A 14,219-nucleotide genomic window follows, 5' to 3' on the forward strand; every position below is an offset into this window, starting at 1 on the left:
CGTACCTCCCAGGGTGATCGGAGCATGGCATTTCGGGCAGCCGTCCTTCGAGGCTCGCCTTCGGCGCGCACCTCTGGATGAGGACTGTGGAGCCCTGCTGCTCGCCGTCCCGGATGCGGGACAAAGGCTGTTCGGGCATGTGATCGCGATGCAGAACACAACAATCCTCATGGTGAGGTGCGAGCGCCGCGAGCCTCGAACCACGGCCAACCTCGATGCAACATTCGCTCATGCGTTCCCTCGCGCCTCTTGCATGGCGGCCCAGAGCCGGTGCGGCAGCACCGGCACCTCGGTCATCCGGACGCCGGTGGCGTGGCGGATCGCCGAGAGGATCGCCGGGGCGGTCGCGACCAGGGCCGGCTCGCCGACGCCCTTGGCGCCGAACGGGCCTTCGGGTTCGGTATCCTCGATCAGCTTGATCGTGATCTCGGGCATGTCGCCGGCGGTCGGGATCAGATAGTCGTGCAGGTTCTCGGTCCGGCCGGGCAGGTATTCCTCCATCAGCGCGAGGCCGAGGCCCTGCGCGATGCCACCATGGATCTGGCCCTCGGTGAGGGTCGGGTTGATGGCCCGGCCGACATCGTGGGCAGCGACGATGCGGGTGACCTTGACCGTGCCGAGCTCGCGGTCGACCGTGACTTCGGCGACCTGCGCGGCGAAGCCATAGGTCGCATAGGGAATGCCCTGGCCCTTCGCGTCGAGCGCCGTGGTTGGCGGGTCGTAGAGCCCTTCGCCCGCCAGCACCACGCCGCCCGCATCGGCGTCCAATTGGTCGAGAGCGATGATCCGACCGGCATCGCCGTCGGCGACCGTCAGCCTCGCGCCGTCGAGGCGGAGCGTCGCGCCCGGTCCGGCATTGGCGAGCGCCAGGATGCGGGCGCGCAGGTCGAGGCCGGCGAGCCGCGCCGCATTGCCCGAGACGAAGGTCTGGCGCGAGGCGGAGGTCTTGCCGGCATCGTAGGTGCGGTCGGTATCGCCGATGACGAAGTCGAAAGCCGTGGTCGGCAGGCCGAGCGCATCGGCGGTGATCTGCAGGAGCACCGTGGTCGAGCCCTGGCCGATATCGACGGCGCCGTTGAGGAAGGTGAGCTTGCCCGCGCGATCGAGCGTGATGCGCATGCGCGACGGGTTGGACATCGAGGTATTGCCACAGCCGTACCACATGCAGGCAATGCCGACGCCCCTGGCGAACCGGCCGCCGCGTGCGTTCGCCGCTTCCGCCGCGGCGACCATGGCATCATAGTCGGCCTTCACGGCATCGAGGCATTGCGGCAGGCCGGCGGAGGCGTGCAGCACCTGGCCGGTCGGCGTCCGGTCGCCGTGGTCGATGGCATTGATGCGCCGGATCGCCCAGCGGTCGAGCTTGAGCGCCAGGGCGAGATCGTCGATCAGCGTCTCGCCGGCAATCGCCGCCTGCGGCACGCCGAAGCCGCGGAAGGCGCCGGCCGGCACTTCGTGGGTATGCACGGCACGGGTCGCGTTGCGCACATGCGGTACCTTGTAGGGGCCGGTCGCGTGGACGGGCACGCGGTTGGCGACCGTCGGCCCCCAGGAGGCATAGGCGCCGGTGTTGAAGTCGCCGGTCATCTCATAGGCGGTGAAACGTCCGCGGCTATCCGCCGAGGCCCTGGCCCAGATCTTCGACGGGTGGCGCTTGGTGGTCGACGCCATGCTCTCGGTGCGCGAATAGATCGCCCGCACCGGCCGGCGCGTCAGCCAGGCGGCCACCGCGATCAGCGGCTGGATCGAGACGTCGAGCTTGCCGCCGAAGCCGCCGCCGCAGGCCGTCGGCACGATGCGCACATCGGCCAGCGGCACGCCGACCACCCGGGCCACCTCTTCCTGGTCCATCACGGCGGCCTGCGTGCAGGCGGTCACTTCGATCCGGTCGCCGATGCGTTCGGCAAAGCCGGCCTCCGGCTCGATATAGGCATGTTCGACGAAACCCGTGCGGAACCGCCCCTCGACGGTCACCGCACCCTGGCGATGGCCCTCGTCGACGTCGCCCGTCTCCAGATAGCCGCGGGTCAGCACATTGTCGGGGATGGTGGCGTGCAGGGCCGGCGCGCCTTCGGCAAGACCGGCCTCGACGCCGATCAGGGCAGGCTGAATCTCCCAGGCGATCGGCAACGCGCTATCGGCCAGGCCCTCGACGGCTTCGCGCGTGCCGACCAGGGCGAGCACCGCTTCGCCGCGATAGCGCACGAAGCTGGGAGCGAGCACCGGCTGGTCTTTGATGGTGGGGAAGATGCCGAAGGAATTGGCGCCGGGAATGTCGGCGGCGGTCAGGATGGCGACGAGGCCTGGATGAGCCGCCCTGACGGCGTCGAGATCGCCGAGGCTGAACCTGGCATGGGCGTGGGGCGAGCGCACCGCGCGCAGCCAGAGCGCGTCGGCGGGCGCGTGATCTGCGCCGAACCGGTCGGTGCCGGCAACCTTCGGGGCGCCGTCGGCCCGGGCGATGCGGCAGCCGACCGCTGCGCCGGCGGCGGCTTCCGGCGCCGGCGCGACGCTGCCCCGCGCGACCGCCTCGATCGCTTCGATGATCTTCACATAGCCGGTGCAGCGGCAGAGCACGCCGCCGATGCCGTCTTCGATCGCACGGCGGTCGGCCTGCGGCGACCGGTTGAGGAGGTCGGTCGCGGCCATGATCATGCCGGGCGTGCAGATGCCGCACTGGGCGGCGCCATGGGCGAGGAAGGCCGCGCGCAGCCGCTCGACCAGGGGATCGCCGGTCTCGATCGTGGTGATCGCCCGGCCTTCCGCCTGGGCCGTCGTCACGAGGCAGGCGCAGGTCTGCTCGCCGTCGATCAGCACGGTGCAGGCGCCGCAGTCGCCGGCATCGCAGCCGATCTTGGTGCCGGTGAGGTGGAGCCGCTCGCGCAGAGTATCGGCGAGCGGCGCGAAGGGCGGCGCCGTCAGCTGGCAGGCCTTGCCGTTGACGGTGAGCGTCAGGGTCACATCGCCCGGTTTGTCCAGCATCAGGCGGCCCTCCTGGCATGATCGGCGGCAAGGCCGGAGAGGCAGTCGCGCACCAGCGTCAGCGCCGCCGCGCGGCGATAGGTGCCGCTCGCCCGGATGTCGTCGATCGGTTCGAGGATGTCGCCATGGCGCGGCGCGACCACCCGCGCGACGTCGCGGATCGGGGCACCGGCAAGATCGGCTTCGAGAGTTTCGAGGCGCCGCGCCACGGCCGAACAGGCACCGACGGCGATGCGCGCTTCGGTGACCTGGTCCATCGTGTCGAGATCGAGCACCACCGCGACCATGGCGATCGAGATGACCAGATATTTGCGCGCGCCGAGCTTGGCGAAGCGTGATACCGCATGCCGCCGTTTCGGCACGATCAGTGCGGTGACGATCTCGTCCGCCCCGAGCTGCGTATGGCGGTAGCCGTCGACGAAACTGGCCAAGGGCACCCGCCGGCTGCCCCGTTCCGCCTGCAGCTCGACCTCGGCGTCGAGTGTCAGCAGGTTCGGCAGGCCGTCGCCGGCCGGCGAGGCGGTGACGACATTGCCGACCAGCGTCCCGGAATTCTGCACCTGCACGCCGCCAACCGCGCGCGCGGCCTGGCGGTAGGCGTCGAACTGCGGGGGCAGGCCGGCGCGGATGAGGTCGGTCCAGGTGGTGAGGCAGCCGAAGCGCCAATAGCCGTCGTCCTCGCCGATGCCGCGCAGCTCCGCGATGCCGGAAATGTCGAGCACGTCCTTGTGGCTTGGATCGCCCCAGGCGCGCCGGGCGGTGCGGGCCGGGTAGATGTCGGTGCCGCCGGCAAGGATCGCCACATCGGCCTTGGCCCGGATGGCGAGTGCTTCGGCGAGGCTTCGTGGACGGTGATAGGCGACCATCAGCCCCTCCATCCCCAGAGCGCGGCCGCCTCGTCGGCCGTGTAGTAGCCGCGCGTGACGTCGCGGGCGATCAGGGCCGGGTCGCGTTTCGCCGGATCGCCATAACCGCCGCCGCCGGGGGTCATCACCTCGACCCGGTCGCCGACGCCGATGACGATGTCCTGGTCCTTGGACAGGTGTTCCGGCGTCGTCATTGTGCCGTTGCGATGGATCTTCACCACGTTGGGCGCGCCGTCGCCGCCGCCGAGCACGCCGGGCGGGCCGAACCGGCCATGGTCCATCACGAAGGAGGCGCGCGCCTCGCCCCTGAGCAGCTCCATCTCGTAGTGGACGCCGAAGCCGCCGCGCCGCTCGCCGGCGCCCCCCGAACCCTCGCGCAGCGCGAAGCGGCGGAACAGGACGGGGTAATATTGCTCCATGACCTCGATCGGCGCGGTCTTGGATATGCCGATGGTCGAGCAGCCATTGGTCAGGCCGTCCTCGCGGCTGTTGCCGCCGTAGCCGCCACCGGTGATCTTGTACATGACGTAGCCGGCCTGCTTGGCCGGGTCGAACCCGCCGAGCGCGAAATTGCCCGATGTGCCGGCCGGAGCGGCCGTCACCTTGTCGGGGATCGCCTGGACGAGGGCGAGGAACACGGCCTCGGCGATGCGCTGCGACACCTCGGCCGCGCAGCCGGAGACCGGGCGCGGATAGCGCGCATCGAGAAAGGTGCCGACCGGCCTGACGATGGTCAGCGGCTCGAAGGCGCCGGCATTGATCGGCACGTCGGGGAAGATGTGCTTCACGCCGAGATAGACGGCCGAACAGGTGGTTGCGATCACCGAGTTCATCGGCCCCTTGCAGGGCGGCGACGAGCCGGAGAAGTCGAAGGTCAGCTGCTCGCCCTGCTTGGTCACGGCGAGGGCGATCCTCAGCGGCTCGTTCACGACGCCGTCGGAATCGACGAAGGCCTCCGCACGGTAGACACCGTCGGGAATCTGGCGGATCTCGGCGCGCATGCGCGTCGCCGAGCGAGCGCGGATCGCGGCGATCGCCCGGTCGAGCGTCGCCGCGCCGTAGCGACGGACGAGTTCCATCAGCCGCGTTTCGCCGACGAGCAGCGCCGCAGCTTGGGCCTTGATGTCGCCGATGCGCTGCTCGGCGACGCGGATGTTGGAGGAAATGATCGCGAAGATCTCGGCGTCCATCTCGCCCTTCTTGAACAGCTTCACCGGCGGCAGACGCAGGCCTTCCTGCTCGACCTCGGTCGCCTTGGCCGAGAAGCCGCCGGGGACCATGCCGCCGATATCGGGCCAGTGCCCGGTATTCTGCAGCCAGCAGAACAGCGCGCCGTCGACGAAGACGGGCTTGGCGAAGCGCACGTCCATGAGATGCGTGCCGCCGAGATAGGGGTCGTTGACGATGTAGATGTCGCCGGGCTGCGGCGCGCCGGCCCTGCCTTCGCCGATCAGCCGGATGATCTCGGCCGTCGAATGCTGCATGGTGCCGACGAAGACCGGCAGGCCGTATTCGCCCTGGGCGATCAGCGCGCCGGTGTCGCGGTCATAGATGCCGTCGGCACGGTCGTCGGCTTCGGCGATCACCGGCGAGAAGGCCGAGCGCGAGAAGGCGATGTCCATCTCGTTGCAGACCTGCTGCAGGCCGGCCTGGATCACCGCGAGGGTCAGTGCGTCAAGCGGTGTGGCATCGGTCGGTCGTGCGGCTGTGGCGGTTCCCGTGGTCATACTTTCACCCTGAGATTGCCGATGGCGTCGACGGTCGCGACCGCGCCGGGCTCGACGACCGTGGTGGCGTCGACCTGCTGGATCACGGCCGGGCCTTGAATGGTTGCGCCGACGGGCAGCCGGTCGCGGGCATAGATGTCGGCCGCGATCCAGCGGCCATCCGCATAGAGATCGCGCCGGCCGATCATGGCTTCCGCAGCGCTCGCGGCGCGGCCGGCCGGATCGATCAGGGCGGCGAGCGGGAACGGCCGGCGCCGGCCGATGACGCTGGTGACGAGATTGACCAGCACGGCGCGGATCTCGGGCAGGCGCACCTGGAAGCGCTGGAAATAGGCGGCCTCGAAGGCGGCCTGGATCCCCGCACGGGTCGGCTCGGGGCCGGGCAGGGCGACGCGGATGAGATGGGTCTGGCCACGGAACTGCATGTCCGCGCCGTGCAGGATCACCGTTTCCTCGATCTCCTGCCGCTCGGCCTCGACCACGGCGCGGGCGCTCTCGCGCTGCGCGGCGATGAGGCGCAGGACCTCGGCCATGTCGACCGTGTCGAGCGGCGCATTGACCGTGTTGACCCGGTCCTGGCGCAGGTCGGCGACGAGGCAGCCGAGCGCGTTGGTGAGGCCGGGCCTCGCCGGAACCAACACCTCCGGTATGCCGAGCTCGCGGGCGAGCGCCACGGCGTGCAGCGGGCCGGCGCCGCCGAAGGCGAACAGCACGAAATCGCGCGGGTCATAGCCGCGCGACAGCGACACCATGCGGATGGCGCCGGACATGTGGACATTGCCGAGGCGGATGACCGCGGCCGCCGCCTCGTCGACGCCCATGCCGAGCGGCTCGGCGAGCTCACGCGTGAAGGCGGCGCGGATCGCGGCGAGCGGCACGCCGGCCTTGACCGCGGTGAGCCGCTCGGGATCGAGCCGGCCGAGCAGCAGATTGGCGTCGGTGATGGTCGGCCGGGTGCCGCCGCGGCCATAGCCGATGGGGCCCGGTTCGGAGCCGGCCGAATGCGGTCCGACCTGCAGCATGCCGGCCTTGTTGACGCTGGCGATCGAACCGCCGCCGGCGCCGACCGTGCGCACGTCCACCATCGGCAGGTGGATCGGCAGGCCGTAATCGATGGTCAGCTCGGCCGAGACCTCCGGCACGCCGCCATGGATCAGCGCGACATCGGTGGAGGTGCCGCCCATGTCGTAGGTGATGGCATTGGCAAGGCCGGTCTGGGCAAGCGTCGCGGCGGCCGCCATGACCCCGGAAGCCGGTCCTGACATGACCGTCTTGGCGGCTTCCTGCGCGACGACCCGGGCCGGCACGGTGCCGCCATTGCCGTTCATGACCAGCAGGTCGCGGGCAAAACCCCGGGCGCTCAGGTCGTCCTGCAGGCGCAGCACGTAGCGGTCGAGGATCGGCTGCACCGCCGCATTCACGCTCGCCGTCGTGCCCCGTTCATATTCGCGGAACTCCGAGAGCAGTCGATGGCCGAGCGTGACGTAGCCGTTCGGCCAGATGCGGGCGGCGATCTCGCCGGCTCGCAGCTCATGGGTGGGATTGGCATAGGCGTGCAGGAAGTGGATGACGAGCGCCTCGCAGCCCGCGGCCATCAGGGTTTCGGCCTCGCGCGCGACCGCCGCCTCGTCGAGCGGCGTCACGACCTCGCCTTGGGCGTTCAGCCGTTCCGGCACCTCGCGCCGCCATTCGCGCGGGATCAGCGGCTCGAAATGGCCGGTCATGCCATAGGCGGATGGCCGGGTGCGTCGGCCGAGCTCCAGCACGTCACGGAAGCCGGCCGTGGTGATCAGCCCGACCTTTGCGACCTTGCGTTCCAGCACCGCGTTGGTGGTGGCGGTGGTGCCGTGAATGATCAGATCGAGATCGGCGGGCGCGACGCCGGCGGCCTCGATCGCGGCGACCACGCCGGCGGCCTGGTTGGCGGCGCTGGTCGGCACCTTGGCGAGCCGAACGCGCACGCCTCTTTCGTCCGCCTCGGTGAGCAGGAGGTCGGTGAAGGTGCCCCCCACATCGATGCCGGCTACGCGCCTCACTGTCGTCTCCACGTTGGCCCGCCCGCGACCGTTGGGCGATCGGGGCAAGGGCGGCTATTTGTTCGTCTACGAACGGTCGAGACGCGGCCATGCCGCCGCCGCAGCCGGTCACATGCTCAGATAGGCTTCACGGATCTCGTCATTGGCTTCGAGGTCCTGGGGCGTCCCCTCGTAGCGGATCGTGCCTTTCTCGATGACATAGGCGCGGTCCGACACGGCGGAGGCGAAATAGAGGTTCTGCTCCGAGAGCAGCACGGCGATGCCTTCGGCCTTCATGGCGAGCACGGCATCGGCCATCTGCTCGACGATGACGGGGGCAAGGCCCTCCGAAGGTTCGTCGAGCAGCACGGCATGGGGATTGCCCATCAGCGTGCGGGCGATGGTCAGCATCTGCTGCTCGCCGCCCGACATGGCGGAGGCCCGGCGCCCCTTCATTTCCGCGAGATTCGGAAAGATCGAGAACAGCCGTTCCGGCGTCCAGGCCGCGGCACCCTCGCGCCGCTCGCCGGCGGCTGCCTTGCGGCCGACCTCGAGATTTTCGAAGACCGTCAGGTCGGTGAAGATGCGCCGCTCCTCGGGCACGTAGCCGAGGCCGAGCCGGGCGATGCGGAAGGGATTCAGGCCGGCGATCTCATGGCCTTCGAACGTCACCGTCCCGGCACGCGGCGGCACCAGCCCCATGATCGCCTTCAGGGTGGTCGACTTGCCGGCGCCGTTGCGGCCCATCAGCGCGACCACTTCGCCGGCGCGCAGTTGAAGGTCGACGCCGAACAGCACCTGGGCGTGACCGTAGGATGCCGACAGGCCTCTGGTTTCGAGAAGGGTGACGGCGGCGGGAGCGCGCATCAGGTCGCCTCCGCCGTGGGGTGCGTCGCGCCGGCCTGCGCGAGCCGCGCCTTGCGGGCGCGCAGCGCGGCCTCGACGCCATGTTCGCCGAGATAGACCTGCTTGACGCGGGCATCCGCCCGTACCTCGTCCGGCGTTCCGGCCGCGATGATCTCGCCGCGCACCAGGACCAGGATCCGGTCGGCATGGGCGAAGACCTGATCCATGTCGTGCTCGGTGAACAGCACGCCGATCCGGTGCTCCCTGGCGATCGTCGCGGTCAGCTCCATCAGGCCGGCGCGTTCCCGTGGCGCCATGCCGGCGGTCGGTTCGTCCATCAGCAGCAGCTTGGGCTCGGCGGCGAGCGCGATGGCGAGCTCGACCCGCTTGACGTCGCCATAGGCAAGCTCGTTCACCGGCTTGTCGGCGACGTCGGCCATGCCGACGCGGGCGAGGAAGCCGAGTGCCGCCTCGCGGTGCAGCCGGGCGGTGGCCGGCAGCACGGCGCGGGTCTCGCCGTGGAACGAGATCAGCGCCATCTGCACGTTCTCGACGACGCTCATCGACACGAAGGTCTGGGCGATCTGGAACGTGCGGCCGACGCCCTTGCGCCAGATGAGCCGCGGCGGGAGGCCGGTTATGATCTCGCCGGCGAGGCGGACCACGCCGCCGTCGGGCCTCAACTGGCCGCCGACCATGTTGAAGGTGGTCGATTTGCCGGCTCCGTTCGGGCCGATGATGGCCAGCAGCTCGCCCGCCTCCAGCGTGAACGAGACGCCCTTGGCGGCGCGGACGCCGCCGAAGTTCTTTTCCAAGCTTTCGGCGACGAGAAGGCTCATGCTGCCCCCCGTGCTGCAAGACGTGCCTTCAGGCCGTCGGCGGCGCCGACCAGACCGCGCGGGAAGGCCAGCACCATGACGATGATCGAAAGGCCGAGGAAGAAGCGCCAGTAGTCGGTCAGCGGCATGAAGAAGTCCTTCACCGAATGGAAGAAGGCCGCGCCCACCAGCGGTCCCATCACGGTCTGGATCCCGCCGGCGAGGATCATGACCAGGAAGTCGATCGACATCGGGATCGAGATCATGGTCGGGTCGATGGTGCCCTTGGAGAAGGCATAGAGCCCGCCGGCAAGGCCCGCTGCCGCGCCCGCCAGGATGAAGCCGAGCCAGCGGTGGGTGCGCACGTCGATGCCGATCGCGTCGGCCCTGACGGCGGAATCGCGGGCCGCCCGCAGCGTATAGCCGAAGGGCGCGTAGACGACGTGGCGAAGCGCCGCGATGGCGGCGATGGCCAGCACCGCGACGACGTAGAAATAGACCTGGCGCGAGCCGGCCCAGGCCGACGGCCACACGCCGACGATGCCGTTGTCGCCGCCGGTCACCTCCACCCACTGGAAGCAGACCGCATAGGTGATCTGGGCGAAGGCCAGCGTCAGCATGGCCAGATAGATGCCGGAGAGGCGGACGATGAAGAAGCCGAAAAGGGCGGCGGCGAGGCCGCCGGCGAGCGGCGCGACGACGAGCGCCGCCTCCATCGGTGCCTTCAGCGGGCCGGTGACGATGAGGCCGGCGGCATAGGCGCCGACACCGAAATAGGCGGCATGGCCGAACGAGACGATGCCGCCATTGCCGATCAGGAAGTTGAGCGAGAATGCGGCGAGCGCGAAGACCAGGATCTCGATGCCGACCTTGACCTTGTAGGCGTCGCCGAACAGCGGGACGGCGAGCAGCGCGAGGACGGCAAGCGCGGTGATCCAGGTCTCGGTCCGCGAGAAGCGCCTCAGATTGAGGATGCCTTCGGGCAGGATGGCGCGATTGGCGACCGGGTCGGGCTTGCCAAACAGGCCCCAGGGCTTGATGACCAGCACGACGGCCATCAGCAGGAACACCAGGACCAGCGTGATCTTGGGGAAGATCAGGATGCCGAAGGCCTGCAGGAGGCCGATGATCAGCGCGGCGACGAAGGCGCCCGGCACCGAGCCCATGCCGCCGATGACGGTGACGACGAAGGCCTCGGTAATGATCAGGATGTCCATCTGCGAATTGGCTGGCAGGCGCGGGATCTGCAGTGCGCCGCCGAGACCGGCCAGGAAGGCGCCGAGGAACAGGGTGCTGGTGAACAGCCGCGCCTGGTTGACGCCGAGCGCGCCGAGCATGTCCCGGTCCTGCGTTGCGGCGCGGATCAGGATGCCGAAGCGGGTCTTCTGCATGATCAGCGTCAGGATGCCGAGCACGACCGGCCCGACGAAGATCAGGAACAGCTCATAGGCGGGGAAGCGCTGGCCCATGATCTCAACGCCATGGCGCAGCCCCGGGGCGCGTGGGCCGGGCAGGTCGACCGGCCCCCAGAGCTTCAGAACGATGTCCTGGACGATCAGCACGACGCCGAAGGTGGCGAGCAGTTGGAACAGCTCCGGCACCTTGTAGATGCGGCGCAGCAGCAGCACCTCCATGACCACGCCGATCAGCCCGACGGCCGCCGCCGAGACGATGACGCCGACGAAGAACAGCGTCGGCGAGCGATCGAATTCGAGCAGCCAGGGCACGATGGTCACGGCAAGATAGGCGCCGAGCATGTAGAGCGAGCCATGGGCGAAATTGATGATGCGCGTCACGCCGAAGACGATCGTCAGCCCCGACGCGATCACGAACAGCGCCGAGGCATTGGCAAGCCCTGACAGGGCCTGGATGACGATGAAGGAAGGATCCATGGCGGATGCGTTCAGGTTCGGGCTTGTCGATACGGTCGATGAATGGGGTCGCCTTGGCGGCGGCCCCGGATCCGCGACATGGTCGCGTGTTCGACAGGACGGGGCGCAGGCATGGCCTGCGCCTGGCCGAAGCGGATCAGGCCTTGCGGGCCGCGAGCACCTCGGCTTCCGGGAACATGAATTTGGCGCCGTCCTGGTAGGACCAGTTCTTCATGGTGCCGGTCTTGCCCTTCAGCGTGGTCTCGCCGACCCAGGCGCCGAGCGTCGACTGGTGGTCGACCTCGCGCATCACCACGGGGCCGGCGACCGTATCGCTCTTCAGCCCCTTCAGGGCGGCGAGCAGTGCTTCGGTCTCGGTCGACCGGGCCTTGTTGAAGAGGTCGCGGATCATGTAGCCGACGACATAGCCGAGCAGCGAGCCGAGGCGCGGCGTGTCGTTGAAGCGCGCCCGATAGGCTTCGACGAAGGCCTTGTGGCCGTTGGTCTCGATCTGCTCCCAGGGATAGCCGGTGACGATCCAGCCCTCGGGCGTCTCCTCGCCGAGCGGCATGATATATTCCGGCTCGCCGGTCAGCAGGCTGACCACCGTGCGCCCTTCGAACAGGCCGCGCGTATTGCCCTCGCGCACGAAGGCCGGCAGGTCGGCGCCGAACAGCACGTTGAAGATGCCGTCCGGCTTCATCTGCAGCAGCGCGCCGACGGTGGCGCCGGCATCGACACGGCCGAGCGCTGGAAACTGCTCGCCGACCACCTCGAAGCCGGGCACGGCGGCGGCCATCAGCTTCTTGAAATTGGCGGCGGCGGACTGGCCGTATTCATAGTTCGGCGCGACGATCGCCCAGCGCTTGACGCCTTTGCCCTTGGCCGCCTCGACCAGCATCTTGGTCTGCATGTAGGTATTGGCGCGGACGCGGTAGGTGAAGCGGTTGCCGCTGGCCATGGTCAGCGCGTCGGTGAGGGGTTCGGTCGCCAGATAGAGGATCTTGCGCTGGTTGGCGAAGTCGGCGAGCGCGAGGCCGACATTCGACAGGAAGGCGCCGGCGATGAAGGTGACGTTCTCGCGCGTCACCAGCTCCTCGGCGACGCGCACGGCATCGCCCGGGCTCGACCCGTCGTCGCGGAACACGATCTCCAGCGGCCGCCCGCCGAGACCGGTCAGGCCGCCGGCCCGGTTGATCTCGTCCTGGGCGAGCTGCAGCGCATTGCGGTAGGGCACAGCGAAGGCGGCCATGCGGCTGTAGGAGTTCAGTTCGCCGACGCGCACCGGCGCGCCCTGGGCGGCAGCCGGCTGGGTTCCGATCGCCAGGCCCGTCGCGGCCAGTCCACCGACCACGGCGCGGCGGGACGGATTCTGTGTGCTCATGGAAAATTCTCCCCCTCGAAGCCTGCTGGCGGAGAACCGCCGTTCCATCTCTGGTGACGTCCCCCGTTCGCTTTTCCTCGGGAGATCATTCGTAAGCGAACGATACTGGCTTCATGGCCGGTGACAAGAGGGCATTTGGAATTTCTTGAAACTGGTCCTCGGGGCTGGTGGGATCTTCAAGCGAAGCCCCGGTGCGATGGTCAAGACCTCATATCCTGCGCGCTGCACGACTCGGGCAGCGGGCTGGTTGTTGTCTTTGGTCGTTTCCTGGTGAAACTCGGCAGGGCGCGACGGAGCGTGAAAGTCGGCGCAACTTGCACCTGGGAGCATGAAGCACAGATGTTCGCGACGAACGAGACACGAGCACAGGTCTTGGCCGGGTCTGCATCGGCCGAGTTTCCCGAGGCTGTCTGCGCTGTCGAAACCTTGCAGAAAGTCGCCGATGCGGCCGATTTTTTCGATCCGCGCCTGGATCATGTCATCAGGCAGAAACTGCAGGCGACTCCGAGCCTTCATGCGCGGCTGTGGGAATTCGGCATGGCCTATCTTGCGCTTGCAGCGGCCGGCAAATTGAGCGGCGCGCAACGCGGCATTTCCTTCGGCAGCGGTAGTGAACCCCTTATCTTTCCGATCGCAATGGAAGCTGGCCATCTCGTCGCGACCGACCTCTACAACGGCGCATCAATGTGGGAGGTTGCGCGGACGGATGACTGCCGGGCTTTCGTCCTGTCATGCGCGCCGCCGGCTTTCGATGCCAGCAGGCTTGAGGTCTGCAGTCTCGATATGCGCCATATCGCCGAGCCGGCGGCAAGCTTCGACTTCGCTTATTCCATATCAGCTTTCGAGCATATTGGCGCAGAGCCTGATTTTCTGCAGCATTTGCGGGGCGTGCGACGCATTCTGAAGCCCGACGGCGTCTATGTGCTAACGACGGAACTGCGCTTCGGGGGCGCATCCCATGCCGTCGTGGGCAACTATGCCTTCGCCCTGCCGCACCTCCTGAGCTTGTTCGAGGAGGCCGGCCTCAATCCGGAACCGACGATCGACTACCGCTTGACCGAGCATGCCGGCAATTACCCACGGGATCTGCGCGAGACGAAGTTCCGCGACCGGTCCAATCATGGCCTGGAGCAGGTCATCGTTCGCGAGGGCGGCGGCATCATGTCGGCGCCCATGCTCTTCGTCCTGCGGCCGCAGGCTTACCGTGCTCCGCAGATCGTCGGCTATGAGCAAAGCGCCGCTTGGCTGAAACAGCAGCTCTCGCGGCGCACCGAGGCACGTCTGAGCGACTGGTTCACGCTCAACCCCTTCGGTGCGACGCTGACCTCGCAATCGCCCTATGTCGATCTCTGGACGAGCACGCCTCCGGACAAGGGACTGATCGTCTTCGCGACCTCCTATCACTATTTCGGTGACAATGAGGTTGACGTCCGGGTCAACTTGACAACATCTGCCGATGTTCCGTCGGATGGCGAGATGATCGTCGGGGTGATGTCGTGGTCGACGGACGATATCGCAGACATGGTCACGCTCGATGCGCGCCGTGTCACCGTTGCCGGCGTGTTTCCCGGCGTCCGCCACCTGCGCCTGCATTTCGAAGCCACAGCCAATCGCTGCTATAGCGTCTTCGGGACCAGGGTCGCCGGCGACATCGTTCTTGGCGACGTCACGGTCTATGCGCGCCGGACGCCGGCGCGCGCCGGCTGAGGC

General features: G+C 68.4%; 9 protein-coding genes. 1 reads left to right on the forward strand and 8 read right to left on the reverse strand.

Annotated elements, in window-relative coordinates; genetic code table 11:
• Positions 1-228: 228 nt before the first annotated feature.
• From OZ671_RS05625 to OZ671_RS05660, 8 genes are all read right to left on the reverse strand, one after another.
• Positions 229-2,982: a molybdopterin-dependent oxidoreductase gene (locus OZ671_RS05625; RefSeq protein ID WP_268859823.1), complete on the reverse strand. Its 2,754-nt coding sequence runs from the start codon at positions 2,980-2,982 to the stop codon at positions 229-231.
• Positions 2,982-3,848 carry an FAD binding domain-containing protein gene (locus OZ671_RS05630; RefSeq protein ID WP_268859824.1) on the reverse strand — a complete coding sequence of 289 codons (867 nt, stop codon included), beginning with the start codon at positions 3,846-3,848 and terminating at the stop codon, positions 2,982-2,984. Before OZ671_RS05630 ends, OZ671_RS05625 begins: the two co-directional genes overlap by 1 nt.
• Positions 3,848-5,575: a hydantoinase B/oxoprolinase family protein gene (locus OZ671_RS05635; RefSeq protein WP_268859825.1), complete on the reverse strand. Its 1,728-nt coding sequence runs from the start codon at positions 5,573-5,575 to the stop codon at positions 3,848-3,850. Before OZ671_RS05635 ends, OZ671_RS05630 begins: the two co-directional genes overlap by 1 nt.
• A complete protein-coding gene (locus OZ671_RS05640) occupies positions 5,572-7,611 on the reverse strand; it encodes a hydantoinase/oxoprolinase family protein (protein ID WP_268859826.1) in 2,040 nt (679 codons plus the stop codon). Before OZ671_RS05640 ends, OZ671_RS05635 begins: the two co-directional genes overlap by 4 nt.
• A gap of 108 nt (positions 7,612-7,719) precedes the next feature.
• Positions 7,720-8,457 (reverse strand): ABC transporter ATP-binding protein, encoded by a 738-nt coding sequence (locus OZ671_RS05645; protein WP_268859827.1) that lies wholly within the window; start codon positions 8,455-8,457, stop codon positions 7,720-7,722.
• Positions 8,457-9,275: an ABC transporter ATP-binding protein gene (locus OZ671_RS05650; RefSeq protein ID WP_268859828.1), complete on the reverse strand. Its 819-nt coding sequence runs from the start codon at positions 9,273-9,275 to the stop codon at positions 8,457-8,459. Before OZ671_RS05650 ends, OZ671_RS05645 begins: the two co-directional genes overlap by 1 nt.
• A complete protein-coding gene (locus OZ671_RS05655; protein ID WP_268859829.1) occupies positions 9,272-11,146 on the reverse strand; it encodes an ABC transporter permease in 1,875 nt (624 codons plus the stop codon). Before OZ671_RS05655 ends, OZ671_RS05650 begins: the two co-directional genes overlap by 4 nt.
• A gap of 136 nt (positions 11,147-11,282) precedes the next feature.
• Positions 11,283-12,509, reverse strand: a complete 1,227-nt coding sequence (locus OZ671_RS05660) for an ABC transporter substrate-binding protein (RefSeq protein ID WP_268859830.1) — start codon at positions 12,507-12,509, stop codon at positions 11,283-11,285.
• Between the two features lie 339 nt (positions 12,510-12,848).
• Between OZ671_RS05660 and OZ671_RS05665 the strand changes: the two genes are divergently transcribed.
• The gene (locus tag OZ671_RS05665; protein ID WP_268859831.1) at positions 12,849-14,216 is read left to right on the forward strand and encodes a class I SAM-dependent methyltransferase; all 1,368 of its coding nucleotides are present in this window, start codon (positions 12,849-12,851) and stop codon (positions 14,214-14,216) included.
• The last annotated feature ends 3 nt before the right edge of the window (positions 14,217-14,219 follow it).

Origin of the sequence: Phreatobacter sp. AB_2022a (assembly GCF_026847585.1) — a bacterium.
GTDB lineage: Bacteria > Pseudomonadota > Alphaproteobacteria > Rhizobiales > Phreatobacteraceae > Phreatobacter.

Excerpts from the sequence above, each read along its gene's own strand:
- OZ671_RS05625 (WP_268859823.1), bottom strand. The coding sequence starts at position 2,982 with ATGCTGGACAAACCGGGCGATGTGACCCTGACGCTCACCGTCAACGGC.
- OZ671_RS05630 (WP_268859824.1), bottom strand. The coding sequence starts at position 3,848 with ATGGTCGCCTATCACCGTCCACGAAGCCTCGCCGAAGCACTCGCCATC.
- OZ671_RS05635 (WP_268859825.1), bottom strand. The coding sequence starts at position 5,575 with ATGACCACGGGAACCGCCACAGCCGCACGACCGACCGATGCCACACCG.
- OZ671_RS05645 (WP_268859827.1), bottom strand. The coding sequence starts at position 8,457 with ATGCGCGCTCCCGCCGCCGTCACCCTTCTCGAAACCAGAGGCCTGTCG.
- OZ671_RS05650 (WP_268859828.1), bottom strand. The coding sequence starts at position 9,275 with ATGAGCCTTCTCGTCGCCGAAAGCTTGGAAAAGAACTTCGGCGGCGTC.
- OZ671_RS05655 (WP_268859829.1), bottom strand. The coding sequence starts at position 11,146 with ATGGATCCTTCCTTCATCGTCATCCAGGCCCTGTCAGGGCTTGCCAAT.
- OZ671_RS05660 (WP_268859830.1), bottom strand. The coding sequence starts at position 12,509 with ATGAGCACACAGAATCCGTCCCGCCGCGCCGTGGTCGGTGGACTGGCC.
- OZ671_RS05665 (WP_268859831.1), top strand. The coding sequence starts at position 12,849 with ATGTTCGCGACGAACGAGACACGAGCACAGGTCTTGGCCGGGTCTGCA.